This is a genomic window from Pseudomonas sp. PA27(2017) (genome assembly GCF_001945445.1).
Lineage (GTDB): Bacteria > Pseudomonadota > Gammaproteobacteria > Pseudomonadales > Pseudomonadaceae > Aquipseudomonas.
Map to the genome: position 1 here is coordinate 17,451 of NZ_MSXW01000006.1, position 25,632 is coordinate 43,082.

Consider the following 25,632-nt stretch of genomic DNA (forward strand, 5'->3'; position numbering starts at 1 on the left):
TGAATTTATGAGCCTGAATCCAAGAGATGCAGTCATCGTCGACTTCGGCCGGACCCCGATGGGTCGTTCCAAGGGCGGCATGCACCGTAACACCCGCGCCGAAACCATGTCGGCGCAGCTGATCAGCAAGCTGCTGGAGCGCAACGGCAAGGTCGATCCCAAGGAAGTCGAGGACGTCATCTGGGGTTGCGTCAACCAGACCCTGGAGCAGGGCTGGAACATCGCGCGCATGGCGTCGCTGATGACCCAGATCCCGCACACCAGTGCCGGGCAGACCGTCAGCCGCCTGTGCGGCTCGTCGATGAGTGCGCTGCACACCGCCGTGCAGGCGATCCAGACCGGTAACGGCGATGTATTCGTGGTCGGCGGCGTCGAGCACATGGGGCACGTTGGCATGATGCACGGGGTCGACCCGAACCCTCACCTGTCGCTGTACGCGGCTAAGGCGTCCGGCATGATGGGCCTGACCGCCGAGATGCTGGGCAAGATGCACAACATCAGCCGCGAGGCCCAGGACAAGTTCGGCGTGCGTTCGCACCAGTTGGCCCACAAGGCCACGGTGGAAGGCAAGTTCAAGGACGAGATCATCCCGATGCAGGGCTATGACGAGAACGGCTTCCTGAAGGTCTTCGACTACGACGAAACCATTCGCCCGGAAACCACCCTGGAAAGCCTGGCCAACCTCAAGCCGGCGTTCAACCCGAAGGGCGGCACCGTGACCGCGGGTACCTCCTCGCAGATCACCGATGGCGCTTCCTGCATGATCGTCATGAGCGCCCAGCGCGCTCAGGATCTGGGTATCCAGCCGATGGCCGTGGTGCGTGCCATGGCCGTGGCCGGTGTCGATCCGGCGATCATGGGCTACGGCCCGGTGCCGTCCACCCAGAAGGCGCTCAAGCGCGCCGGCCTGACCATCGATGACATCGATTTCGTCGAGCTCAACGAAGCTTTCGCGGCCCAGGCACTGCCTGTGCTCAAGGACCTCAAGCTGCTCGACAAGATGGAAGAGAAGGTCAACCTGCATGGCGGCGCCATTGCGCTGGGCCACCCCTTCGGTTGTTCCGGGGCGCGTATCTCCGGTACCCTGCTGAACGTGATGAAGCAGAACAACGGCACCTTTGGCGTGGCGACCATGTGCGTTGGCCTTGGCCAGGGCATCACCACGGTGTTCGAGCGCATCTGAGGATTCGCCAGGGGCTGCTGCGCCGCACGCGTTTCGCGCAGCAGGCTTTGGCAAAATCCGTTGTATGGGTTGCACGACCGGGGCTTCTGCCCCGGTTTTTGTTTTTTTGCGTTGCGCCAATGTGCGCGGGCCCTGGTGAAAATCACGGTCGACCCTTTCTATCAGACGAAAAATATTTCCAGGAAATTGAATGATGTCGCTGCAACCCGGTCTCTACCGTCATTACAAAGGTCCCGAGTACCGCGTGCTGGGCGTGGCCAGGCATTCGGAGACGGAAGAGGAAGTCGTCGTCTATCAGGCGTTGTACGGCGAGTTCGGGCTCTGGGTAAGGCCGCTGGCGATGTTCGCCGGTGAGGTCGAACTGGACGGCAAGCGGGTTCCACGCTTTGCTTTCGTCGAGGCCGAGGCGAGCGTTCTGACCCGTCCCTGACGGCACATCAGGAAGCGCTCGCCCTTGACCTCGCCTTGACCGCCACTATATATAGCGGGGCCAAAGCTGATCGCAGGGCAGTCAGGATCGTGCAAGAGCGCGATATCGGTCTGGAACCCGCGGCAGCACCACGCTTTTTGCGTTCGCTTCATCGGGCGAGCGCCTTCATCGTCGACGTGATTAGCGTCGGCCCGATACGCCCAATAGTGTTTCCAGGCGTCCGTCGCCTTCACCTACCGAATTTCAGGAATTTTCCAATCCATGGGTAAATCGCTGGTCATCGTGGAATCCCCGGCCAAGGCCAAGACAATCAACAAGTACCTGGGTAGCCAGTACGTGGTGAAGTCGAGCATCGGCCATATCCGCGACCTGCCCACCAGCGGCGGGGCGGCTACCAAGGAACCTGCCAAGCGCGGCAAAGCAGCAGCAGGCGAAGCGCCGGCGCTGTCGCCGAAGGAAAAGGCCAAGCGCCAGCTGTTCGCGCGCATGGGCGTCGACCCGGAGCATGGCTGGAAAGCCAAATACGAAATCCTGCCCGGCAAAGAAAAGGTGGTCGAGGAACTGCGCCGCCTGGCCAAGGAAGCCGACACCATCTATCTCGCGACCGACTTGGATAGAGAGGGGGAGGCCATCGCCTGGCACCTGCGCGAATCCATCGGTGGCGATGACAGCCGCTACAAACGCGTGGTATTCAACGAAATCACCAAGAAGGCCATCCAGGAGGCGTTTTCCGCCCCGGGCGAGCTGGATATCAACCGTGTGAACGCCCAGCAGGCGCGCCGCTTCCTGGACCGCGTGGTGGGCTACATGGTCTCGCCGCTGCTGTGGGCGAAGATCGCCCGTGGCCTGTCGGCCGGCCGCGTGCAGTCGGTTGCGGTGAAGCTGGTGGTCGAGCGCGAGAAGGAAATCCGCGCCTTCGTACCCGAAGAATACTGGGAAGTGCACGCCGACCTGGGTACCGCCAAGGACGCCCAAGTGCGTTTCGAAGTGGTTCGTGAGAACGGCGCCGCCTTCAAGCCGCTGAACGAATCCCAGGCCATGGCCGCGCTGGCGACCCTCAAGGCGTCGAGCTACAGCGTCGCCAAGCGCGAGGACAAGCCGACTAGCAGCAAGCCGTCGGCACCGTTCATCACCTCCACTCTGCAGCAGGCGGCGAGCACGCGCCTGGGCTTCGGGGTGAAGAAGACCATGATGATGGCCCAGCGTCTCTACGAGGCCGGCTACATCACCTATATGCGTACCGATTCGACCAACCTGTCGGCCGACGCCATCGAGATGGTGCGCGGCTTCATCGACAGCGAGTACGGCAAGAAATACCTGCCGGAGAAGCCCAACTTCTACTCCAGCAAGGAAGGCGCCCAGGAGGCGCACGAAGCGATCCGACCTTCGGACGTCAACCTGCGGCCCACCCAGCTGTCCGGTATGGAGCGCGATGCCGAGCGCCTGTACGAGCTGATCTGGCGCCAGTTCGTGGCCTGCCAGATGCCGCCGGCCGAGTACCTGTCGACCACCGTGACCGTCACCGCTGCGCAATTCGAACTGCGTGCCAAGGGCCGTATCCTCAAGTTCGACGGTTACACCCGCGCCCAGCCGCAGATGAGCAAGCCGGGCGACGACGCCGTTCTGCCGGAAATGAAGGAAAGCGAGTCGCTCAAGCTGATCAAGCTCGACCCCAGCCAGCACTTCACCAAGCCGCCGGCGCGCTATTCGGAAGCCAGCCTGGTCAAGGAAATGGAAAAGCGCGGCATCGGCCGCCCGTCGACCTACGCGGCGATCATTTCCACCATCCAGGATCGCGGCTACGTGGCCCTGCACAATCGCCGCTTCTATTCCGAGAAGATGGGCGACATCGTCACCGAACGCCTCAGCGAGAGCTTTTCCGACCTGATGGACTACGGCTTCACCGCCGGCATGGAAGAGAACCTCGATGACGTCGCCCAGGGCGAGCGCGAGTGGAAGCACCTGCTCGACGAGTTCTATGGAGACTTCAAGAAGAAGCTCGAAGTGGCCGCCGACGGCGACAGCGGCATGCGTGCCAACACGCCGACGCTGACCGACATTCCGTGCCGCGAATGTGGCCGGCCGATGATGATCCGCACCGCGTCCACCGGTGTGTTCCTCGGTTGCTCGGGCTACGCTCTGCCGCCGAAAGAGCGTTGCAAGGCCACCATCAACCTGGTGCCGGGCGACGAGATCGCCGCTGACGACGAGGGCGAGTCGGAATCTCGCGTGCTGCTTGGCAAGCATCGCTGCCCGATCTGCGCCACCGCCATGGACGCCTATCTGCTGGATGAAACCCGCAAACTGCATATTTGCGGCAACAACCCGGATTGCGCGGGCTATGAAATCGAGCAGGGCCAGTTCCGCATCAAGGGCTACGAAGGCCCGAGCCTGGAATGCGACAAGTGCGGCAGTCAGATGCAGCTCAAGACCGGCCGCTTCGGCAAGTTCTTCGGCTGTACCAACAGCGAGTGCAAGAACACCCGTAAATTGCTGCGCAACGGCGAGCCTGCGCCACCCAAGATGGACGCGGTGAAGATGCCGGAGCTCAAGTGCGAGAAGGTCGACGACACTTACGTGCTGCGCGACGGCGCCTCGGGGCTGTTCCTGGCTGCCAGTCAGTTCCCGAAGAACCGCGAAACCCGTGCGCCGCTGGTGCTGGAACTGATTCCGCACAAGGACGAGATCGATCCGAAGTACCACTTCCTGATCGATGCGCCGGCCAAGGATCCGGAAGGCCGCGCAGCGGTCATCCGCTACAGCCGCAAGACCAAGGAGCAGTACGTGCAGACCGAAGTGGACGGCAAGCCCACTGGTTGGAAGGCGTTCTTCGACGGCGGCAAGTGGAAGGTCGAAGACAAGCGTTGATCCGTGTTCGGTGCGCGCTTGATGGGCGCACCTGAAGGAGTGCAAATGGCTGGCGAACTGTATACCCGCACCAACCAGAAGATCTTTTACGCCGGGCTCTCCCTGGAGTCCTGGCGCAAGGCCGAGGAAGGGCGGGCGATGAATGCCCAGGCGCTGGTACAGGCCGAGCGCGAGGCTACGCTGTTCCACCTGTACGGCGCGTTGCTCGGGCTGTGCCATGAAATCGCCGGTTTCTACCGCTTGCCCGACAGCAGCGCGGCCCGTGCCGAAGTGCTGCTCGATCGTCAGAACCTCGATGGGGCGCCGAGCCCGGAGCTGGCTGAGCTGATCGAGTTGGCCGAGAACCGGCAGACCTGGCTGGGGCAGCTTCTGGCCGCCCATGCCGAGCTGTTCAAACCGCCGCGTCCGCCGCGCGAGCAGAAGAGCGATCCCGGCGCTTCGACGTTGATCGAGGCGGTAAGCGTGGGCGACGAGCCGCCATTGCTCGAGCGCGAAACCCTGGAAAGCTGGCGGCAGGAACTCAAGGCGCTGGCCCAGCGTTTTCGTGTCGGCCTCAGTGAGTGGTAATCACGCCGCTTGCCATTGATTGAACGCCCGTTCGGCAATTGGCGGTTTTTTCGCCAAGCGATCGGGCGGGCTCGCTGTTACACTGGGCGGCCTTTCGTGGAGAACCCGAGTCATGCCTACGTCTTTCCTTGAAATCGTCGAACTGCCCGATGGGCGTATCGCCCTGCGTCGAGCCGACGATGAGGAAGCACTGGTGGTGCTGGACTTCTCGGAAGATGCTAAGGCGTTCCTGCAGGGCCAGCATGTGGAGGTCGCCAAGGCGATGCTCAACGTCGGCGTGCAGATGGCCGGCCGAATGGCGGAAGGTGATTTCGAGCACGAAGAAGACGAGCAGCCGCGCGTTCTTCACTGACAGGCATTCGTCTGCATCCAGTCAGGCGAACGCAACTAAACGAAAGGCCAGCATATTGCTGGCCTTTGTCTTTCTGGATTGATGCTTACCCGCTGCTGAATCTTAGCCCAGGCTGATGTTCAGGCTTTGCGCCTTGCCGATACGGGCGGCAGCTTCCAATTGCTGGCGTGCATGTTGGGGCAGGGGATGCAGCCAGCTGACCACGGTATGGCTACGACCGAGCTTCAGTGCTTCCTGGGCCAGTTGCAGTGCGCTCTGATTGTGGCGTGGTTGCAGCAGCAAAATGCGCTCGCGGTTCAGGCCCGCCTCGCGAAGCCAGCTCTGGGTCAGGCTGGCGGGTGGGGTGATCAAGGTCAGCCAGCGCTCGTCATCTTTCTCACTCAGTTCCCGCAGCATGGGCGCCAGTAGCGTCAGGCAATGCCCCGCGGCACCACGCAGCGACACCTCGCTGAAGGTGGCTTCGTGGCTGGTTGGTTCCTCGACGGCTGCGATGGTCGATGCCAGGAAGGCATCGAACAGGGGCAGCTGGTTACGGCTCAACGACTGGGGAAACTGCATGACGCCTCCAATTAGCGGCGGATGACGCCGACACTCAAACCTTCGATGATCAGGTCCTGCTCTTCCAGATTCACTTCGATCGGGGCGAACTCCGGGTTTTCCGCCAGCAGCCAAACGGTGTTGCCTTCACGCTTGAATCGCTTGACCGTCACTTCGTCATCGATGCGCGCCACTACCACTTGGCCGTTGCGTGCCTCGCTGGTGGTGTGCACCGCCAGCAGGTCACCGTCGATGATGCCGATATCCTTCATGCTCATGCCGCGCACGCGCAGCAGGTAGTCGGCCTTGGGGCGGAAGAAGTCCGGGTTGATCCGGCAGGCCTCCTCTATATGCTGCTGCGCCAGGATGGGTGCGCCGGCGGCGACCCGGCCGATCACCGGCAGGCCATCTTCCTCTTCCTGATTGGGTTCGAAACCCGGAATACGGATACCGCGGGAAGCGCCCGGGGTCATCTCGATGGCGCCTTTGCGCGCCAGGGCCTTGAGGTGTTCCTCGGCGGCATTCGGCGACTTGAAACCGAGCGCCTGAGCGATTTCCGCGCGGGTCGGCGGGTAGCCGTTGTCTTCCAGGCACTGCTTGATGAAGGCGAGAATTTCGCCTTGGCGGGGCGTCAGCTTGATCATGTGAGGCGCTCTGGCTTTTTATACAGTGACTGGAATTATATACAGTAAGGCATGCTTGGCAATCGGTTGATGAAGGTGCCGCCCATATAAAAGAACCTGTTCAGAGTGTTGTATGCGCATGAAGAGGCAACTACAAGGCAGAGGCGGACATCGTTGCTTCACCTGTGGGACCGTCCATGCCCGTGATTTTTCGCGGGCATGGCCCGCACCACAGCCACGTAGGGTGGATGACGCTCTTTGCATCCACCGTTGCGATCACGAAGCGGTGGACGGGTCGGGCCGCGTAGGTGAAGCGTCGTCTACGCGACCCGGTCCACCCTACAAATGTCCGCCCCACTTAGCCGCCAAAGTCGACGAACCTAGGCTTAAAGATTATGAACGGGTTCTAACAGCCGGGCGGCGGATGACCGGTAGCCTTCGAGGCACCGGATAGCGTGGTTGCGTGCGACGCTATCGCCAAATGGTGACTGAGCATCCAGAATACGCCTTGCGCGACTTGACAGTGGCACGCGCTGAAACGTATGTTTCAAACACTTGTTTGTCTGGTGGATGTCATGGCGCAATCTGAAACCGTTGAACGCATTCTCGACGCTGCGGAGCAGTTGTTCGCGGAGAAGGGCTTTGCCGAAACGTCGCTGCGCCTGATCACCAGCAAGGCCGGGGTGAACCTGGCGGCCGTCAATTATCACTTCGGCTCCAAGAAGGCCCTGATCCAGGCGGTGTTCTCACGCTTTCTCGGGCCATTCTGCACCAGCCTGGAGCGTGAACTGGACAAGCGCCAAAGCAAGCCAGGGGTCACCTTCAGCCTAGAGGAGCTGCTCGAACTCCTGGTCGAGCAGGCCTTGGCGGTCAAGCCGCGCAGTGGCAACGATCTGTCGATCTTCATGCGCCTTTTGGGCCTGGCATTCAGCCAGAGCCAGGGCCACCTGCGTAAATACCTCGAAGAGGTCTACGGCAAGGTGTTCCGCCGCTACATGTTCCTGGTGCATGAAGCTGCTCCCGGTATTCCTCCCCTCGAGCTGTTCTGGCGCGTGCACTTCATGCTCGGTGCGGCGGCGTTCAGCATGTCCGGCATCAAGGCGTTGCGCGCCATGGCCGAAAGCGACTTTGGCGTGGACACCTCCATCGAGCAGGTGATGCGCCTGATGGTGCCTTTCCTGGCGGCCGGCATGCGTTCGGAGAGCGGCGTGACCGATCCGCGCCTTGCCGCTGCCCAGCTCATTCCTCGCCACAAAAGCCCGCCCATCATCAAGCCATGAGTCGGGGGCACTGCTTGCCCGTGGCTCCTGGCTGCCCCTAAGCTAGCGTCCTTCGAGATAACCGCCCACGGCCCGGAACTCTGGCCGGCACCAATGTCCCATGGGCGTGAAGCTTCTATTCAAGGAATACGCGTTGTGACGACTCCCCTGTATGGCTCCCTGATGGTGGACATCGCCGGTACCTGGCTGACCGCCGAAGACCGCCAGTTGCTGCGCCAGCCCGAAGTGGGCGGCCTGATCATCTTTGCCCGCAATATCGAGAGCCCGCGCCAGGTGCGTGAGCTGTGCGAGTCCATCCGTGCGATTCGTCCCGATCTGCTGCTGGCGGTGGATCAGGAAGGCGGTCGCGTGCAGCGTCTGCGTCAGGGCTTCGTGAAGCTGCCGGCCATACGGGCGATCGCCGGTTGCGCCGACGCCGAGCAACTGGCGCGCCAGTGCGGCTGGTTGATGGCCACCGAAGTGTTGGCGGTGGGGCTCGATCTGAGCTTTGCCCCGGTACTGGATCTGGACCACGAGCGCAGCGCGGTGGTCGGCCATCGCGCCTTCGAGGGCGACCCCGAGCGCGCTACCCAGCTGGCCGGGGCCTTTATCCGCGGCATGGCAGAGGCGGGCATGGCCGCTACAGGCAAGCATTTCCCTGGCCATGGCTGGGCCGAGGCCGACTCCCACGTGGCGATTCCTACCGATGAGCGCAGCTTGGAGGAAATCCGCCAGAACGATCTGCGACCTTTCGCGGCGCTGAGTCGTGACCTGGCCGCCGTGATGCCGGCCCACGTCATCTACCCGCAGGTCGATAGCCAGCCGGCCGGCTTCTCGCGTCGCTGGCTGCAGGACATCCTGCGCGGCGAGCTGGGCTTCGATGGAGTGATTTTCAGTGACGACCTGTCGATGGCGGGCGCCCACGTGGTCGGTGATGCGGCCAGTCGTATCGAGGCGGCGCTGACTGCTGGCTGCGACATGGGCCTGGTATGCAACGACCGGGCGGCCGCGGAGCTGGCCCTGTCGGCCGCGCAGCGTCTCAATGTCGTTGCACCCAAGGGCCTTGCACGCATGCGTCGGCGGGCCTTTCCGGGCGTCGACTATCGCCAGGATCCGCGCTGGGCGCAGGCGCTTTCGGCGCTACGGGCGGCGCAGTTGGTGGAGTGAGCTTGAGGCGAGTCGCCGCGAAGTGACAGGGTAGGCAGTCTGTGGGAACGGGCCATGCCCGTGACTTCTTTCGCGGGCATGAACTAGGCGTCCCCGTCCGCTCCCACAGAGTATTACTTTCGGCTGTGTCTGCTTTAGCTCAACCACAAACGCTCAGGGCCGCATAAGCGGCCCTGATCATTTTCAGCTCTTCACCGTCGCCAGAAGCCGCTCCATCAGTGCTTCCAGGGTATTGAAGCGTTCCTCGGCGCGCTCCATCGGTACCGAGAAGCGGAACAGCGTGGCACCTTCGAACTTGTAGCGGTTCGGCGCGCTCTGGATCAGCTTGATCAGCGTCAGCGGATCGACCGGTGTTTCCGCCGCGAATTCGATGCGCCCGCCCTGCGGGCCCGCATCGATCTTCTTGATGCCCAGCCGCTCGGCTTGCAGCTTGAGCAGCGTGATGCGCACCAGGTTCTTGGTCGGCTCGGGCAGCAGGCCGAAGCGGTCGATCATCTCCACCTGCAGTTCCTTGAGGCCGTCCTCGTCGGTGGCGTTGGCGATGCGCTTGTAGAGGATCAGGCGGGCGTGCACGTCCGGCAGGTAGTCCTCGGGGATCAGCGCCGGCACCCGCAGGTTGATTTCCGGGCCGCCGCCCAGGGGCTGGTCGAGGTTCGGTTGCTCGCCCTTGCGGATCGATTTGACCGCACGTTCGAGCATTTCCATGTACAGGGTGAAACCGACCGCCTGGATCTGCCCACTCTGGCCGTCGCCGAGCAGCTCGCCGGCGCCGCGGATTTCCAGGTCGTGGGTGGCGAGCACGAAGCCGGCACCCAGGTCCTGAGCGTTGGCGATGGCCTCCAGGCGCTTTTGCGCATCGTCGGTCATCTGCTTGCGTGGCGGGGTCAGCAGGTAGGCGTACGCCTGATGGTGGCTGCGGCCGACCCGACCGCGCAACTGGTGCAGCTGGGCCAGGCCGAACTTGTCGGCGCGCTCGATGATGATGGTGTTGGCGCTCGGCACGTCGATGCCGGTTTCGATGATGGTCGAGGCGATCAGCACGTTGAAGCGCTTGTGATAGAAGTCGCCCATCACCTGTTCCAGCTCGCGCTCGTTCATCTGCCCGTGGCCGATGCCGATGCGTGCTTCGGGCACCAGCTCGGCCAGATCCGCCGCGCATTTCTCGATGGTTTTCACGTCGTTGTGCAGGTAATACACCTGGCCGCCGCGCAAGAGCTCACGCAGCAAGGCTTCCTTGATGGTCGGCTTGTTCTGCTCCATGACGAAGGTGCGCACCGACAGGCGCCGCGCCGGCGGCGTGGCGATGATCGACAGGTCGCGCATGCCCGACACGGCCATGTTCAGGGTGCGCGGGATCGGCGTGGCGGTCAGGGTGAGAATGTCCACCTCGCTGCGCAGGGCCTTGAGGGCCTCCTTCTGGCGCACGCCGAAACGGTGTTCCTCGTCGATGATCACCAGGCCAAGGTTCTTGATCTTGACGTCGTCCTGCAACAGCTTGTGGGTGCCGATGATGATATCGATCTTGCCTTCGGCGAGCTGCTCGATGGCGGCGCTGACTTCCTTGGCGCTCTTGAAGCGGCTCATCACCTCGACGGTCACCGGCCAGTCGGCGAAGCGGTCGCGAAAGCTGTTGTAGTGCTGCTGGGCGAGCAGGGTGGTGGGGACCAGAATCGCCACCTGGCGGCCGCCGTGCACGGCGATGAACGCCGCGCGCATGGCCACTTCGGTCTTGCCGAAGCCGACGTCGCCGCACACCAGGCGATCCATCGGCTTGGCGGCGAGCATGTCTTCGCGCACCGCCTCGATGGCGCTCTGCTGGTCCGGCGTCTCCTCGAACGGGAAGCCGGCGCTGAAGGTTTCGTAATCGGCCTTTGGATCGCGGAACGCGTAGCCTTCACGGGCGGCGCGGCGTGCGTAGATGTCGAGCAGCTCGGCGGCGACGTCGCGCACCTGTTCGGCAGCCTTGCGCTTGGCCTTCTGCCAGGTTTCCGAGCCCAGGCGGTGCAATGGCGCCAGGGCGTCGTCGCTACCGGTGTAGCGGGCGATCAGGTGCAGGCTGGCCACCGGCACGTAGAGCTTGGCTTCCTCGGCGTACATCAGCGCCAGGAACTCGGCGGCCTGGCCGTCGAACTCCATGGTCACCAGGCCCAGGTAGCGGCCTACGCCGTGATCGATGTGCACCACCGGTGCGCCTTCGCGCAGCTCGGTAAGGTTCTTGATCACGTTGTCGCCGGCATCGCGGGTCTTCTCGCGGCGACGGCGCTGCATGATGCGTTGGCCGAACAGCGGGCTTTCGGCGATCAGCGCGATATCTTCGAGCTGCAGGCCTTCATCGAGCGGCGCGATGGTGATGCCCAGGCGCTCCTTGCTCGCGCAGAACTGTGGCCAGCCCTCGACTTCCTTGGGCTTGAGCTTGAGACGGGCGAGCAGCTCGAGCAGCACCTCGCGGCGCCCCGCGGATTCTGCGCAGAACAGCACGCGGCCCGGATACTCCTCGATGAAGCGGCGCAGCGCCGCCAGCGGCTCGCTGGTCTTGGCCTGGATCGCCAGGTCAGGCAGGGCGGCGGCCTCGAAGCGCGTGCGGCCAACGCCCGGCTCGATGTCGTCGGCGCTGACCACTACGCGCGGCCAGTCCTTCAGGCGCGCGAAGCAGTCCTCGACCGGCAGGAAGATATCGGCTGGTGGCAGCAGCGGGCGCTCGGGGTCCACGCGGCGCTCGTCGTAGCGGTTGCGTGCGTCGAGCCAGAACTGCTCGGCAGCCTTTTCGATACCGGGTAGCGAGAACACCTGGGTGTCCTGGGGCAGGTAGTCGAAGAGGGTGGCGGTTTCCTCGAAGAACAGCGGCAGGTAGTACTCGATGCCCGCCGGGGTGATGCCGGTGGACAGGTCCTGATAGATCGGGCAGCGCCGGAAGTCGACATCGAAGCTCTCGCGGAAGCGGCCGCGGAAATCGGTGACGGCTTTCTTCTCCAGTGGAAATTCCCGGGCCGGCAGCAGCTTGATCGACTCGACCTTGTCGATCGAGCGCTGGGTTTCCGGGTCGAAGGTGCGCAGGGTTTCGATCTCGTCATCGAACAGATCGATACGGAACGGCTGCTTGCTGCCCATGGGAAACAGGTCGATCAGCGCGCCGCGTACGGCGAACTCGCCATGCTCGTAGACGGTATCGACATAGCGATAACCGGCCGCCTCCAGGCGCGCGCGCATGTCGTCGACATCTATGCGCTGGCCCACGTCCAGCACCAGGCTGCTGCCCAGCAGGAAACGCTTCGGCGGCAGGCGATGAAGGGCGGTGGTGATCGGCACCACCAGCACGCCATGGCTCAGCGACGGCAGGCGATAGAGCGCCGAAATGCGCTGGGAGATGATGTCCTGATGCGGCGAGAACAGGTCGTAGGGCAGCGTTTCCCAGTCTGGGAAATGCAGCACGGGCAATTCCGGCGCGAAGAAGCTCAATTCCTGCTCCAGGCGCTCGGCGCTCTGGCTGTCGGCGGTAAGCAGCAGGGTAAAGCGTTTGGCGGAGCTGGCCGCCTCGGCGATGGCCAGGCTCAGCGCGGCACCGGGCAGGTTGCCCCAGTGTTGTTTACCGGCGGTGGCCGGCAAGGACGGCAGACGCAGTACAGGCACGGGTGGCTCGCGATTGGTAACGATTTGGCCCCCGATTGTAACTATCCGCGAGGATGGCTGTCAGTGTTTCGACCGCTGCAGATTGCCGACCCACAGCTGGGTCGTCATAATGTAGCCCCTTTTTTCAGCCCCTACATGTGGAAGGTATTGCCGTGACTCAGAAGCCCGACCAGTGTCTTGGTGAATGGATTGACCGTGAAGCCCTCGCCGAGGCGATGATTCCGCTGATTGGTCAGCTGTACCGCAACAACAACGTGGTGCTGTCGATCCATGGCCGCAGCCTGATCAACCGCTCGGTCATCGAGATTCTCAAGGCGCATCGCTTCGCCCGTCACCGTCAGGCTGATCAGAACGGCCTGGCCGTTCACGATTCCTACGCCGTGCTCAAGGCCATGAGCGAGCTCAAGCTGGGCGCTGCGTCCGTCGACCTGGGCAAGATGGTCGGCAAGTTCAAGGCCGAAGGTAATGGCCGCAGCATAGAGCAGTTCGTCAAGGACGAGCTGGCCGATGTCGCCAACCAGCAGAACGCTTCGCCGCGCAAGGGCACCGACGTGGTGCTGTACGGTTTCGGCCGTATCGGTCGTCTGCTGGCACGCATCCTGATCGAACACACCGGTGGTGGCGACGGCCTGCGTCTGCGTGCCATCGTGGTGCGCAAGGGCGCCGAGAACGACCTGGTCAAGCGCGCCAGCCTGCTGCGCCGCGACTCGGTACACGGCAAGTTCGATGGCACCATCACCATCGACGAAGAGAACAGCACCCTGACCGCCAACGGCAACCTGATCCAGGTAATCTACGCCAAGGACCCGTCGGCCATCGATTACACCCAGTACGGCATCAAGGATGCGCTGCTGGTCGACAACACCGGCGTATGGCGTGATGCCGAGGGCCTGGGCCAGCACCTCAAGTGCCCGGGTATCGACCGCGTGATCCTCACCGCACCGGGCAAGGGCGCGCTGAAGAACATCGTGCATGGCATCAACCATGGCGAGATCACCGCTGACGACAAGATCATCTCGGCCGCTTCCTGCACCACCAACGCCATCGTGCCGGTGCTCAAGGCCGTCAATGACCAGTACGGCATCGTCAACGGTCACGTCGAGACCGTTCACTCGTACACCAACGACCAGAACCTGATCGACAACTTCCACAAGGGCAGTCGTCGTGGTCGTAGCGCCGCGCTGAACATGGTCATCACCGAAACCGGTGCAGCCACTGCCGCTGCCAAGGCACTGCCGGTGCTCAAGGGCAAGCTGACCGGCAACGCGATTCGCGTACCGACGCCGAACGTGTCCATGGCCATTCTCAATCTGAACCTGGAGAAGGCCACCAGCCGCGAAGAGATCAACGAGTACCTGCGCCAGATGGCCATGCACTCCGACCTGCAGAAGCAGATCGATTTCGTCAGCTCCCAGGAAGTGGTTTCCACCGACTTCGTCGGCTCGCGCCACGCCGGTGTGGTCGATGCCGAAGCCACCATCGCCAACGACAACCGCGTCGTACTGTACGTGTGGTATGACAACGAGTTCGGCTACAGCTGCCAGGTGATCCGCGTCATGGAAGACATGGCCGGGGTCAACCCGCCTGCTTTCCCGCGCTGATCGCAGCGCACCGCGCGACACCAGATGGGAGCCTTCGGGCTCCCATTTTTTTGCCTGCCGTTTTTGCGCGGCCGCTCAACGGCGAAGCCGGCGGGTAGGGTGGTGCGGCGTTATGTCGCCGCCTGGTGAGCCTGCCATCGCTAAATTCCTGTTGCGTTCTGTAACGGAAATCCGAAAAAAGCCGGCCGCCCGGGTGGCTTCACGTTGTCGCATAACTCTATAATCCCGGCGATTTCTTACCTGCGTTCGACATTGATCCACACCAGTAGCGATATTGGGGTGCGTCTTGCTTTGTGACTGACGGTTTGTCGAGCGTCATTCAAAAATTTATAAGCTCAGTGGCTAGGCAAACCTATGATCAAAATAAAACGTGGGCTCGATTTGCCCATAGCGGGCGCGCCGGCTCAGCAGATCGATAACTCGAGACCGGTGCGCAGCGTGGCTGTCATAGGCTTCGATTATCACGGGATGAAGCCCACCATGGCGGTACAGGTGGGCGACCGGGTCAAGCTGGGCCAGATTCTGTTCTCCGACAAGCGCTCGGAAGGCATTCACTACACCGCGCCAGGTGCCGGTGTGGTGAGCGCGATTCACCGCGGTGAAAAACGGGTGCTGCAGTCGGTGGTCATCGATCTCGATGGCGACGAGCAGGAAACCTTCGCCCAGTATCCGGCCGCCCAACTGGGCAGCCTGGAGCCTTCGCAGGTGCGCGACAACCTGCAGCAGTCCGGCCTGTGGACGGCGCTGCGTACGCGGCCGTTCAGCAAGGTGCCGGCAGTCGATGCCGTGCCGAGTTCGATCTTCGTCACCGCAATCGACACCCACCCCCTGGCTGCAGACCCAGCCCCGATCATCGCCGAGCATGCTGGCGATTTCGAAAACGGCCTCAAGGTGCTGGCTCGCCTGAGCCCGGTATTCCTGTGCAAGGCGCCAGGCGTGAGCGTGCCGGGCGAGCAGGCCCAAGGCGTGCGCAGCCAGGCCTTCGCCGGGCCGCACCCGGCTGGTTTGCCGGGTACCCACATTCATTACCTGGACCCGGTCAGCGCCAGCAAGAGCGTGTGGAGCATCAACTACCAGGACGTGATCGCCGTCGGCAAGCTGTTCACCAGCGGCCAGCTATGGGTCGAGCGCGTGGTCGCGCTGGGCGGCCCCGTCGTCGAGCGTCCGCGCCTGCTGCGTACCCGTCTGGGCGCCAACCTCACCGAGCTGACGGCAGGTGAACTGGCACCTGGCGAGAATCGAGTGATCTCCGGCTCGGTACTCGGTGGTCGCACTTCGCGTGGCGCCTGCGCCTACCTGGGGCGCTACCACTTGCAGGTGTCGTGCCTGAGCGAAGGCACCGAACGCGAAATGCTGCATTACCTGCGTGCCGGGGTGAACAAGCACTCGATCCTCAATATCTTCGTGTCCAAGCTCAACGCCGCCAAGCGCTTCGCGTTTTCCACCAGCACCAATGGCAGCCCGCGCGCCATGGTGCCGGTAGGTAACTACGAGGAAGTGATGCCACTGGACATCCTGCCGACGCAGCTGCTGCGTTCGCTGATCGTCGGCGACACCGAGATGGCCCAGCAGCTCGGCTGCCTGGAGCTCGACGAGGAAGACCTGGCGCTGTGCACCTATGTTTGTGCCGGCAAATACGAATACGGTCCGATCCTGCGTGATTGTCTGGCCCTCATCGAGAAGGAGGGTTGAACATGGGCGTTCGCCAGTTCCTCGACAAGATCGAGCACAACTTCGAAAAAGGTGGCAAATACGAAAAGTGGTACGCCCTCTACGAGGCCGTTGACACCTTCTTCTATCGCCCCGGCAGCGTGACCAAAACCACCGCCCACGTGCGTGACGGCATCGACCTCAAGCGCATGATGATTACCGTGTGGGCCTGCACCTTTCCGGCCATGTTCTTCGGCATGTGGAACACCGGTTATCAGGCCAACCTGATCTATGCGCAGAGCCCTGACCTGCTCGCCGCCCAGGACGGCTGGCGCTTCGCGCTGATCGGTGCGCTGGGCGGCTTCGACCCGACCAGCCTGTGGGACAACTTCATCCAGGGGGCGGCGTACTTCCTGCCCGTGTACCTCACGGCGTTCATCGTCGGCGGCTTCTGGGAAGTCTTGTTCGCGTCCATCCGCCGTCACGAGGTCAACGAAGGCTTCTTCGTCACTTCCGTGCTGTTCGCCCTGATCCTGCCGCCGAGCATTCCGCTTTGGCAGGTCGCGCTGGGCATCAGTTTCGGCGTGGTGATCGGTAAGGAAGTGTTCGGTGGTACCGGCAAGAACTTCCTCAACCCGGCTTTGGTCGGTCGCGCCTTCCTGTTCTTCGCCTACCCGGCGCAGATATCCGGTGACGGCGTGTGGACGGCTGTCGATGGTTACGCAGGCGCCACGGCGCTGACCGCTATCGCCGACGGCGGCGTCAACGGCCTGGTCAACGATGGCCTGACCTGGACGCATGCCTTTATCGGCCTGATGCCGGGCTCCATCGGCGAGACCGGCACCCTGGCGATTCTGCTCGGCGGCGCGGTGCTGCTGATCACCAAGATCGCCTCGTGGCGCATCGTCAGCGGCGTGATGATCGGCATGATCGCCACCGCCACGCTGTTCAATGCCATCGCCTCGGACAACAACCCGCTGTTCGCCATGCCCTGGTACTGGCACCTGGTCACCGGGGGCTTCGCCTTCGGCATGATCTTCATGGCCACCGACCCGGTGTCGGCCTCCATGACCAATACCGGCAAGTGGATCTTCGGCATTCTCATAGGCCTGCTGGTGACCATCATCCGTGTGGTCAACCCGGCGTTCCCGGAAGGCATGATGCTGGCGATCCTGTTCGGCAACCTGTGTGCGCCCCTGATCGACCATTACGTGGTGCGGGCTAACATCAAGCGGAGGCTGGCGCGTAATGTCTAAGCTCAAAGAAACCCCGACACGCACGCTGGTCGTCACCCTGGTGATGTGCCTGGTGTGCTCCATCGCCGTCTCGGCCGCTGCACTGATCCTGCGTCCTACCCAGCAGGAAAATGCCCTGGTGGATCGCCAGCGCGCGGTGCTGGTGATCGCCGAGCTGTGGCAGCCCGGCATGTCCAGCGACGAAGTGCGCGAGGTGTTCGCCTCGCGCGTCACGCCGCGCCTGGTCGATCTGCGCACCGGTGATTACAGCGACGCCTTCGACCCGCACACCTTCGACCAGAACAAGGCGGTTGCCGATTCGTCGCTGTCCAGCGCGATTCCGGAAGAGCGCGATATCGCCTCGATCCGTCGCCTGGAACACTACGCGGTGGTCTACCAGATCGAGCAGAACGGGCAGATGGATCGCCTGGTGCTGCCGGTGCGCGGCTACGGCCTGTGGTCGACCATGTACGGGTTCGTGGCCCTGCAGGGCGACCTGGAAACGGTGGCCGGCATCGGCTTCTACCAGCACGGTGAAACGCCGGGCCTGGGTGGCGAGATCGACAACCCCAACTGGCAGGCCAAGTGGGTCGGCAAGAAGGTTTACCAGAACGGTGAGCCGGTATTGCGCGTGATCAAAGGCAGCGTCAATGCCCAGAGCCCGCAGGCCGATTACCAGGTGGACGCCATCGCCGGGGCGACCATCACCGCCAACGGCGTGACCCACATGATCCACTTCTGGCTCGGTGAGGATGGCTTCGCGCCGTTCCTCAAGAAGCTGTCCGCAGGGGAGGCTTGATCCATGTCCAAACCCACCATGAAAGAGCTGTTGCTCGATCCGATTCTCAATAAGAACCCGATCGGCCTGCAGATTCTCGGCATCTGCTCGGCGCTGGCGGTTACCTCCAGCCTGAGCACCGCGTTGGTACTGTCCATCGCGCTGACCCTGACTACGGCGTTTTCGAGCTTCTTCATCTCGATGGTGCGCCACCAGATCCCGGGTTCCATTCGCATGATCGCCCAGGTGGTGATCATCGCCTCCCTGGTGATCGTCATCGACCAGTTCCTCAAGGCCTATGCCTACAGCCTGAGTCAGCGTCTGTCGGTGTTCGTCGGCCTGATCATCACCAACTGCATCGTCATGGGCCGTGCCGAAGCGTTCGCCATGTCCAACCCGCCGGTGGCGTCGTTCGTCGACGGCCTGGGCAACGGTCTGGGCTACAGCGCCATGCTGGTGGCATTGGGTATCGTGCGCGAGCTGTTCGGTGCCGGTTCGCTGATGGGCGTGCAGATCCTGCACACCGTCAACAATGGCGGCTGGTACCAGCCCAACGGCCTGCTGCTGCTGCCGCCGTCGGCGTTCTTCCTGATCGGTCTGTTCATCTGGGCCCTGCGTAGCTACAAGAAGGAGCAGGTCGAGAAGGTCGAGTACCGCATGGCGCCGCAAGTGAAGAACGAGGAGGCTTACTGATATGGAACATTACATCAGCCTGTTCGTCCGCGCGGTGTTCATCGAGAACATGGCGCTGGCGTTCTTCCTGGGCATGTGTACCTTCCTGGCGATTTCCAAGAAGGTCGAAACCTCCCTGATGCTCGGCCTGACGGTCATCGTGGTGATGGTCATCACCGTGCCGCTGAACAACCTGTTGTACGTCTACCTGCTCAAGGACGGCGCGCTGGCCTGGGCCGGCCTGCCGGAAGTCGACCTGAGCTTCCTCGGCCTGATCTGCTACATCGGCCTGATCGCTGCGGTGGTGCAGATCATGGAGATGGTGCTCGACAAGTACCTGCCCGCGCTCTACAACGCGCTGGGTATCTTCCTGCCGCTGATCACCGTGCATTGCGCCATCTTCGGCGGCACGCTGTTCATGGTCGAGCGCGACTACAACTTCACCGAGAGCGTGGTCTACGGTGCCGGTGCCGGTGTGTCCTGGGCGCTGGCCATCGTGTTGCTGGCCGCCATCCGCGAGAAGCTCAAGTACAGCGACCCACCCGCCGGCCTGCGCGGCCTGGGTTTGACCTTCATCACCGTTGGCCTGATGTCGCTGGGCTTCATGTCGTTCTCCGGCGTACAGCTGTAAGGGGTTGCCGATGGCTTTCGAGATTCTAGTAGCAGTCTCCATGTTCACTGTGGTGATCATCCTCCTCGTGGCGGTGATCCTCATGGCGCGTGCGCGTCTGGTTTCCGCCGGCGACGTGAACATCGAGATCAACGGTGAGCGCACCATCACCGTTCCGGCCGGCGGCAAGTTGCTGCAGACCCTGGCCGAAAACGAGATATTCCTGTCGTCCGCCTGTGGCGGCGGTGGAACCTGTGCGCAGTGCAAGTGCATCGTGGAAAGCGGTGGTGGCGAGATGCTGTCCACCGAGGAGTCGCACTTCAACAAGCGCGAGGCCCGCGAGGGCTGGCGCCTGTCCTGCCAGACGCCAGTCAAGCAGGACATGAAGATCGAAGTACCCGAAGAAGTGTTCGGCGTGAAGAAATGGGAGTGCACGGTCGAGTCCAACCCGAACGTGGCTACCTTCATCAAGGAGCTGACCCTCAAGCTGCCGGAAGGCGAGAACGTCGATTTCCGCGCTGGTGGTTACGTGCAGCTGGAGTGCCCGCCCCACGAAGTGCACTACAAGGACTTCGACATCCAGGAGGAGTATCGCGGCGACTGGGACAAGTTCAACCAGTGGAAGTACGTGTCCAAAGTCGACGAAACGGTGATTCGTGCCTACTCCATGGCCAATTACCCGGAAGAGCGCGGGCTGGTGAAGTTCAACATCCGCATCGCCTCGCCGCCTCCCGGCAAGGATCACCTGCCGCCGGGGCAGATGTCCTCGTACGTGTTTAGCCTCAAGCCGGGTGACAAGGTCACGGTCTATGGGCCGTTCGGCGAGTTCTTTGCCAAGGACACCGATGCCGAGATGGTCTTCATCGGCGGGGGTGCCGGCATGGCACCGATGCGCTCGCACATCTTCGACCAGCTCAAGCGCCTCAAATCGACGCGCAAGATCAGCTTCTGGTACGGCGCGCGCTCGATGCGCGAGGCGTTCTATACCGAGGAGTACGACCAGCTGCAGGCGGAGAACCCGAACTTCGAATGGCACCTGGCGCTGTCCGACCCACAGCCGGAAGACAACTGGACGGGGCTCAAGGGCTTCATCCACAACGTGCTCTACGAGAACTACCTCAAGGATCACCCGGCGCCCGAGGATTGCGAGTTCTACATGTGCGGCCCGCCCATGATGAACGCCGCGGTCATCAAGATGCTCACCGACCTGGGTGTCGAACAGGACAACATCCTGCTCGACGACTTCGGCGGATGATTGCAGCCGCTCTGAAGCAGCCCGCCCTTGTCGCAGCCCTGGCTGCGACATTGGTTGCTACGCTCGTGAGCTGCGGTTTTTCCGAGACCGTCGAAGAGTTCGGTGGGCCCGCCCAGGGCAGCACCTACTCGGTCAAGTACGTCAGCGCCAAAGGCGTGCCGGACAAGGCCACGCTCAAAGCCGATGTGGAGGCGATCTTCGCCGAAGTCGACGAGCAGATGTCCACTTACCGCGATGATTCGCTGATCGAGCAGTTCAACCGCGCCCCCGCCGGCACCTGCATGCCGATGCCGGCGGGCGTGCTGCAACTGATCGAGACCGGCAATACCCTGCATCGCGACAGTGGCGGTGCCTTCGACCTGACCCTCGAGCCGTTGCTCGACCTGTGGGGCTTCGGTCCGCGCGGCAATGGCCAACGTCAGGTGCCGGATGCCGAGGCGCTGCAGGAGGTGCGCGGGCGTATCGGCCAGGAGCATTTGCACATCGACGGCGAGCGCCTGTGCAAGGATCGCGACCTGCAGGTCGACTTCAACAGCATCGCGGCCGGCTATACGGTTGATCGAATCATTGCGCGGCTGGTCGAACAGGGGGTGAGCAGTTACCTGGTCGAAGCCACGGGTGAACTCAAGGCAGTCGGGCGCAAACCCGACGGCCAGCCCTGGCGCATTGCGCTCGAGGCGCCTCGAGACGATCAGCGTGCCATCCAGCGGGTGATCGAGCTGGACGGTTACGGCATTTCCACCTCAGGTGACTACCGCAATTATTTCGAGGAGCAGGGCGTACGTTATTCCCACACCCTCGATCCGCAGACCGCCGCACCGATTCAGCACACCCTGGCGGCGGTCACCGTGGCCGCGCCCACTACGCTGATGGCCGACGGCCTGTCCACCGTGCTGCTCGTGCTCGGCCCGGATAAGGGCTTCGAGTACGCGGAGCGCGAAGGTATCGCGGCGTTCTTCGTGACCCGTGAGGGTGACGGATTCGTCACACGCAGTACCGCCACTTTCGAGCAGCTATTCGCTGCGGGAGGCAAGCAATGACGTTCGTGATGGTTTTTCTGATCATGCTCACCGTCGTCGGCCTGATGGCCGTCGGTGTGATGATGGGCCGCAAGCCCATCGCCGGTTCGTGCGGCGGTATCGCCAACCTGGGGATCGAGAAGAAGTGCTCGATCTGCGGTGACGACCGCGAGAAGTGCCCGGAAGTGTCGGGTGATGCCGAAGGCAATGGCAAATCCGGCGTGCAAACCTACGACGCCAGCAAGCGCTGATCGCCAAGCGCCGCATAGGGCGTTACCCTATGCAACGTTTTGCATGATGTTGCGTGCCAGGCCGCCCGGTCGGCCTGGTTCTGTCGATAACGCGCGATAAGCGTTACGGCGTGATCAGAGGAGTGAACATGGCGGTCTACAACTACGATGTCGTGGTATTGGGCTCCGGCCCTGCAGGTGAAGGGGCGGCGATGAACGCGGCCAAGGCCGGTCGCAAGGTGGCGGTGGTCGACGACCGCCGTGAAGTCGGCGGCAACTGCACCCACCTGGGCACCATCCCGTCCAAGGCGCTGCGCCACTCGGTGCGGCAGATCATGCAGTTCAACACCAACCCCATGTTCCGCCAGATCGGCGAGCCGCGCTGGTTCTCCTTCCCCGACGTGCTGAAAAGTGCCGAGCGGGTGATCGCCAAGCAGGTCACCTCGCGCACCGGTTACTACGCGCGCAACCGCATCGACGTGTTCTTCGGCACCGGCAGCTTCGCCGACGAGCAGACCATCGAAGTGGTCTGCCCCAACGGCGTGGTGGAAACGCTGTCCGCCAAGCAGGTGATCATCGCCACCGGCTCGCGCCCTTACCGCCCGGCGGATGTCGACTTCAACCATCCGCGCGTCTACGACAGCGACACAATCCTGACCCTCAGCCACACCCCGCGCCGCCTGATCATCTACGGTGCCGGCGTGATCGGCAGCGAGTATGCGTCGATCTTCAGCGGCCTGGGCGTGCTGGTCGATCTGATCGACAACCGCGATCAACTGCTGAGCTTCCTCGACTCGGAAATCTCCGATGCCCTGAGCTATCACCTGCGCACCAACAACGTGCTGATTCGTCACAACGAGGAGTACGAGCGCATCGAGGGTCTGGACAACGGCGTGATCCTGCACCTGAAGTCCGGCAAGAAGATCAAGGCCGATGCGCTGCTGTGGTGTAACGGTCGTACCGGCAACACCGACAAGCTGGGCCTGGAAAACATCGGTATCAACGTCAACAGCCGTGGCCAGGTGCAGGTCGATGAGCACTACCGTACCGAAGTCCCGAACATCTATGCCGCGGGTGACGTGATCGGTTGGCCGAGCCTGGCCAGTGCCGCCGCCGACCAGGGCCGTTCCGCCGCCGGCAGCATCGTCGACAATGGTAGCTGGCGGATCGTCGACGACATCCCGACCGGTATCTACACGATTCCCGAGATCAGCTCGATCGGCAAGAACGAGCACGAGCTGACCAAGGCCAAGATTCCCTACGAAGTCGGCAAGGCGTTCTTCAAGAGCATGGCGCGGGCGCAGATTTCCCACGAGCCGGTGGGCATGCTGAAGATCCTCTTCCACCGCGAAACCCTGGAAGTGCTCGGCGTGCACTGCTTCGGCTACCAGGCCTCGGAGATCGTACACATCGGCCAGGCGATCATGAACCAGAAGGGTGAGGCGAATACACTCAAGTATTTCGTCAATACCACCTTCAACTACCCGACCATGGCCGAAGCCTACCGGGTGGCGGCATTCGACGGCCTCAACCGGCTTTTTTGAGCGGCTCCGGCCGGCGGCCTGAGCCGGTCGGGGATCCGTTCGCCGACTCCCGCGACTGGCGCTGGCCAAACCGCGAGAGCGTCTGAGCAGGCCAGAAAACCGATTCCCAGTGGATCGGTTTTTTTATGGGAGATCCCTGGCGTTTTCAAACGCGCGCTTACGAATAGGCGGTTAGGTGCTCGATGAGCAGCGCCAGCGCTGCATCCGTCGATAGCTGCGCGGTATCGAGGGTCAGTGGCGCCTGCAGCCAGGGCTCGTACTCGTGGACCATGACCGATTGCCAGTCCGGCACCACCAGCCCCGGTACGTCGCTGATTCGGGACTCCACGCGCCGGCGATGTTGATCAGGATCGGAACAGATGATCCGAACGTTCAACAATGGGCACCGTGCTTGTGCGGCTGTATCGGCCCAGGCCTGGCGGCTTTCCTCTACCGGATTGACGCAGTCAGCGATCACCCGACGTCCCATCTTGAGGTTGTCCAGCGCGATGGCGTTGGCCACCTGGTAGCCGCTGCTACCGACGCCCTGGCTGAGTACCGTGCTGTTACGCAGTGCCTGCTCGATGCTGTCGATGCGCAGGTAGACGGCTTCGAGATGGGCGGCCAGGACTTTGGCGAGGGTGGTCTTGCCGGTGCCCGGCAGGCCGCTGAGGACGATCAGCATGTTCGATCCATTTGTGCTTGCGCCTTCACTGCGGGGCAGGAAGTGGGAGCGCGCCATGCGCGCGAAATCACCGGCATGGCCCGTTCCCACATTAAGGAGCCGTTTCGCTTAGCTGCGCAGCGTGTTGACGGCGATACCGGGAAAATCGGTAATGATGCTGTCGGCACCGAAGTCGGCGAGACGGCGCATCAGGGCGGGTTCATTGACGGTCCACACCGACACGTGCAGGCCGGCTTTCTGCGCCTTGAGCAGGCGTTCCGGGGTGCACAGCGTCCAGTTCAAAGCGAGCAGGTCGCAGCCATAGTTACGTGCCACCTTGATCGGGTCCAGCCAGGCGTATTCGGCGACCAGGCCGCGACCCAGATGTGGCGTCAGGCGCTGGGCGGCGCTGAGCACTTCGCGAGAGCTGGAGGTGATGGTGATCTTGTCGTCCAGGCCGAAACGGCGACTGAGCAGGGCAATGGCTTCCACGGTTCGTGCCGCGCGCACCTTGGAGGCGCTCTTGACCTCCAGTTGCCAGTGCTCGAAGTCGCATTGCTCGAACAGTTCGCTCAGCCGTGGAATGGGGCAGGGGTGCCGCCAGCCCGGGCCGCCGCGGCGAGCGTCGTAATGCACCAGTTCGGCGGCATCGTGCTCGACCACCTTGCCGCGCTGGCCGGTGGTGCGCTTGAGCGTCGGGTCGTGGATGACCATCAGCTCGCCGTCGCGCGACAGGTGCAGATCCAGCTCACAACGGCGTACGCCGTGCTCCAGGCACTGCTGAAAGCTGACCAGGGTATTTTCCGGGGCTTCGCCCTTGGCGCCGCGATGGCCGTAGATCAGGGTCACGGTTGCTCCTTACTCGGTGGCGGTGGTGCGCGGTTGCAGGTGGCGCACGCTGTCGATCACATGATCGTATTCGAAGTAGACGCTGAATTCGCGGTAGTCCCAGCGGGTGATCGGCGGCTTGCCGACCGCGGGGTGTTCTTCATCGGCGAGGCCGAAGCGTTCCAGCACCAAACGCTTCGACTGGCCCTTTTGCGGCAGGTCGGTGAGATCGGCGCCTTGCTGGCCGACGGGAATCGTCAGGGTCTCGGCCTGGGCCGCCAGGGGCAGCAGCAGGATTAGCGAAAGCAGCAGTCGGGACGGTATCACGTGAGTTCCTCGCGGGCCTGGCGGCGCTCCTGCGCCTGACGCTGCAGGATATGCCGGGCGAGCAATTGGCGTTGTGCGTCAGTCAGCGCTTCGAACTCGGCGCCGATCTCGAACTGGCCGTCACGCTCGGTGCAATGCAGCACCTTGGCGCGCAGCAGCAGGCCGAGTGCCTGGGGCATCAAGACCATCTTCATGGCCAGGTGGCTGTCGATTGTTACCGGCTGTGTGTTGAGAAAACTGATGCCGCCCTCGGACAGCGTCACCCGCTTGGGCGGGCCGATATCGCGCAGCAGGCTCTGGGCCATCGCCTGGCCGAGCAGGTCGATGCGCTTGTTGACTACCTTGAGGTAGCCCGCCAGGGTGCGGTCGCGCTCGCTGATGTTGCGCAGCAGGTGTTGGGATTCGAAGTCCATCACGTGCAGTTCGCTGAGCAGGTTGAACAGGGGGGATGCGTCGTGAAGCTCGTCACTGGCCAGGGCCTCGGCGCCGGCCAGGGGGGTGAAATCCAGTGCGATCGTGTCCTCGATACGGTAGTATTCGCGGCGATCGTTTTCGTCTTGAGTCGACATGGCGAACCCATGGCAGCAGTGGTGGTCAGAGTGTAAGGCCGCTCGCCAGGCCCCGCCA

General features: G+C 62.9%; 24 protein-coding genes. 17 read left to right on the forward strand and 7 right to left on the reverse strand.

Annotation, left to right across the window (positions count from 1 at the left end):
* The first annotated feature begins 7 nt into the window (after positions 1-7).
* The 5 genes from fadA (at position 8) to BVH06_RS02155 (ending at position 5,400) form a co-directional block, all read left to right on the forward strand.
* Positions 8-1,183, forward strand: a complete 1,176-nt coding sequence (gene fadA / locus BVH06_RS02135; protein ID WP_075933023.1) for an acetyl-CoA C-acyltransferase FadA — start codon at positions 8-10, stop codon at positions 1,181-1,183.
* Between the two features lie 193 nt (positions 1,184-1,376).
* Complete coding sequence (locus tag BVH06_RS02140; protein WP_075929553.1) at positions 1,377-1,613, forward strand: DUF1653 domain-containing protein; 237 nt, start codon at positions 1,377-1,379, stop codon at positions 1,611-1,613.
* A 261-nt stretch (positions 1,614-1,874) separates the two neighbouring features.
* Positions 1,875-4,481 (forward strand): type I DNA topoisomerase, encoded by a 2,607-nt coding sequence (gene topA / locus BVH06_RS02145; RefSeq protein ID WP_075933024.1) that lies wholly within the window; start codon positions 1,875-1,877, stop codon positions 4,479-4,481.
* A 45-nt stretch (positions 4,482-4,526) separates the two neighbouring features.
* A complete protein-coding gene (locus BVH06_RS02150) occupies positions 4,527-5,048 on the forward strand; it encodes a DUF6586 family protein (RefSeq protein ID WP_075933025.1) in 522 nt (173 codons plus the stop codon).
* A gap of 112 nt (positions 5,049-5,160) precedes the next feature.
* Positions 5,161-5,400 (forward strand): hypothetical protein, encoded by a 240-nt coding sequence (locus BVH06_RS02155; protein WP_027910358.1) that lies wholly within the window; start codon positions 5,161-5,163, stop codon positions 5,398-5,400.
* 102 nt (positions 5,401-5,502) lie between these two features.
* On the opposite strand, the gene sulA is transcribed toward BVH06_RS02155, so the two are convergent.
* Positions 5,503-5,958, reverse strand: a complete 456-nt coding sequence (sulA, locus tag BVH06_RS02160) for an SOS-induced cell division inhibitor SulA (protein ID WP_075929416.1) — start codon at positions 5,956-5,958, stop codon at positions 5,503-5,505.
* A gap of 11 nt (positions 5,959-5,969) precedes the next feature.
* Complete coding sequence (gene lexA, locus BVH06_RS02165; protein WP_075929415.1) at positions 5,970-6,581, reverse strand: transcriptional repressor LexA; 612 nt, start codon at positions 6,579-6,581, stop codon at positions 5,970-5,972.
* 554 nt (positions 6,582-7,135) lie between these two features.
* Here lexA and BVH06_RS02170 point away from each other — a divergent pair.
* Together BVH06_RS02170 and nagZ are read left to right on the forward strand one after the other, a co-directional pair.
* Positions 7,136-7,840, forward strand: a complete 705-nt coding sequence (locus tag BVH06_RS02170; RefSeq protein ID WP_013792001.1) for a TetR/AcrR family transcriptional regulator — start codon at positions 7,136-7,138, stop codon at positions 7,838-7,840.
* Between the two features lie 147 nt (positions 7,841-7,987).
* Complete coding sequence (gene nagZ, locus BVH06_RS02175) at positions 7,988-8,986, forward strand: beta-N-acetylhexosaminidase (protein ID WP_177345389.1); 999 nt, start codon at positions 7,988-7,990, stop codon at positions 8,984-8,986.
* A 183-nt stretch (positions 8,987-9,169) separates the two neighbouring features.
* Here the strand turns inward: nagZ and mfd are convergent, their stop codons facing one another.
* The gene (gene mfd, locus BVH06_RS02180; protein WP_075933027.1) at positions 9,170-12,613 is read right to left on the reverse strand and encodes a transcription-repair coupling factor; all 3,444 of its coding nucleotides are present in this window, start codon (positions 12,611-12,613) and stop codon (positions 9,170-9,172) included.
* A gap of 152 nt (positions 12,614-12,765) precedes the next feature.
* Between mfd and BVH06_RS02185 the strand changes: the two genes are divergently transcribed.
* The 10 genes from BVH06_RS02185 to sthA all read left to right on the forward strand — a co-directional run bounded on the left by BVH06_RS02185 (position 12,766) and on the right by sthA (position 23,207).
* The gene (locus BVH06_RS02185; RefSeq protein WP_075933028.1) at positions 12,766-14,214 is read left to right on the forward strand and encodes a glyceraldehyde-3-phosphate dehydrogenase; all 1,449 of its coding nucleotides are present in this window, start codon (positions 12,766-12,768) and stop codon (positions 14,212-14,214) included.
* Between the two features lie 354 nt (positions 14,215-14,568).
* Positions 14,569-15,906, forward strand: a complete 1,338-nt coding sequence (locus tag BVH06_RS02190; protein ID WP_075933029.1) for a Na(+)-translocating NADH-quinone reductase subunit A — start codon at positions 14,569-14,571, stop codon at positions 15,904-15,906.
* Positions 15,907-15,908: 2 nt separating this feature from the next.
* Positions 15,909-17,120 (forward strand): NADH:ubiquinone reductase (Na(+)-transporting) subunit B, encoded by a 1,212-nt coding sequence (locus BVH06_RS02195; RefSeq protein WP_075929410.1) that lies wholly within the window; start codon positions 15,909-15,911, stop codon positions 17,118-17,120.
* Positions 17,113-17,898, forward strand: a complete 786-nt coding sequence (locus tag BVH06_RS02200; RefSeq protein ID WP_075929409.1) for a Na(+)-translocating NADH-quinone reductase subunit C — start codon at positions 17,113-17,115, stop codon at positions 17,896-17,898. The genes BVH06_RS02195 and BVH06_RS02200 overlap by 8 nt, the downstream gene beginning before the upstream one ends.
* A 3-nt stretch (positions 17,899-17,901) precedes the next feature.
* Entirely contained in the window at positions 17,902-18,570 is a 669-nt protein-coding gene (locus BVH06_RS02205) for an NADH:ubiquinone reductase (Na(+)-transporting) subunit D (protein ID WP_075929408.1), read from the forward strand.
* 1 nt (position 18,571) lies between these two features.
* The gene (gene nqrE, locus BVH06_RS02210) at positions 18,572-19,180 is read left to right on the forward strand and encodes an NADH:ubiquinone reductase (Na(+)-transporting) subunit E (protein WP_075929407.1); all 609 of its coding nucleotides are present in this window, start codon (positions 18,572-18,574) and stop codon (positions 19,178-19,180) included.
* Positions 19,181-19,190: 10 nt separating this feature from the next.
* Positions 19,191-20,414, forward strand: a complete 1,224-nt coding sequence (gene nqrF / locus BVH06_RS02215; protein WP_075929406.1) for an NADH:ubiquinone reductase (Na(+)-transporting) subunit F — start codon at positions 19,191-19,193, stop codon at positions 20,412-20,414.
* Entirely contained in the window at positions 20,411-21,454 is a 1,044-nt protein-coding gene (locus tag BVH06_RS02220; protein WP_083651830.1) for an FAD:protein FMN transferase, read from the forward strand. Before nqrF ends, BVH06_RS02220 begins: the two co-directional genes overlap by 4 nt.
* Positions 21,451-21,684: a (Na+)-NQR maturation NqrM gene (nqrM, locus tag BVH06_RS02225; RefSeq protein WP_075929405.1), complete on the forward strand. Its 234-nt coding sequence runs from the start codon at positions 21,451-21,453 to the stop codon at positions 21,682-21,684. Before BVH06_RS02220 ends, nqrM begins: the two co-directional genes overlap by 4 nt.
* Before the next feature lie 128 nt (positions 21,685-21,812).
* Positions 21,813-23,207 (forward strand): Si-specific NAD(P)(+) transhydrogenase, encoded by a 1,395-nt coding sequence (sthA, locus tag BVH06_RS02230; RefSeq protein ID WP_075933030.1) that lies wholly within the window; start codon positions 21,813-21,815, stop codon positions 23,205-23,207.
* Positions 23,208-23,364: 157 nt separating this feature from the next.
* On the opposite strand, the gene BVH06_RS02235 is transcribed toward sthA, so the two are convergent.
* The 4 genes from BVH06_RS02235 to BVH06_RS02250 form a co-directional block, all read right to left on the reverse strand.
* The gene (locus BVH06_RS02235; RefSeq protein WP_075933031.1) at positions 23,365-23,871 is read right to left on the reverse strand and encodes an AAA family ATPase; all 507 of its coding nucleotides are present in this window, start codon (positions 23,869-23,871) and stop codon (positions 23,365-23,367) included.
* Positions 23,872-23,979: 108 nt separating this feature from the next.
* Positions 23,980-24,699: a glycerophosphodiester phosphodiesterase gene (locus tag BVH06_RS02240; RefSeq protein WP_075933032.1), complete on the reverse strand. Its 720-nt coding sequence runs from the start codon at positions 24,697-24,699 to the stop codon at positions 23,980-23,982.
* A 9-nt stretch (positions 24,700-24,708) separates the two neighbouring features.
* Positions 24,709-25,005 (reverse strand): phosphodiesterase, encoded by a 297-nt coding sequence (locus BVH06_RS02245; protein ID WP_075933033.1) that lies wholly within the window; start codon positions 25,003-25,005, stop codon positions 24,709-24,711.
* A complete protein-coding gene (locus tag BVH06_RS02250; RefSeq protein ID WP_075929400.1) occupies positions 25,002-25,574 on the reverse strand; it encodes a PilZ domain-containing protein in 573 nt (190 codons plus the stop codon). The genes BVH06_RS02245 and BVH06_RS02250 overlap by 4 nt, the downstream gene beginning before the upstream one ends.
* Between the last annotated feature and the right edge of the window lie 58 nt (positions 25,575-25,632).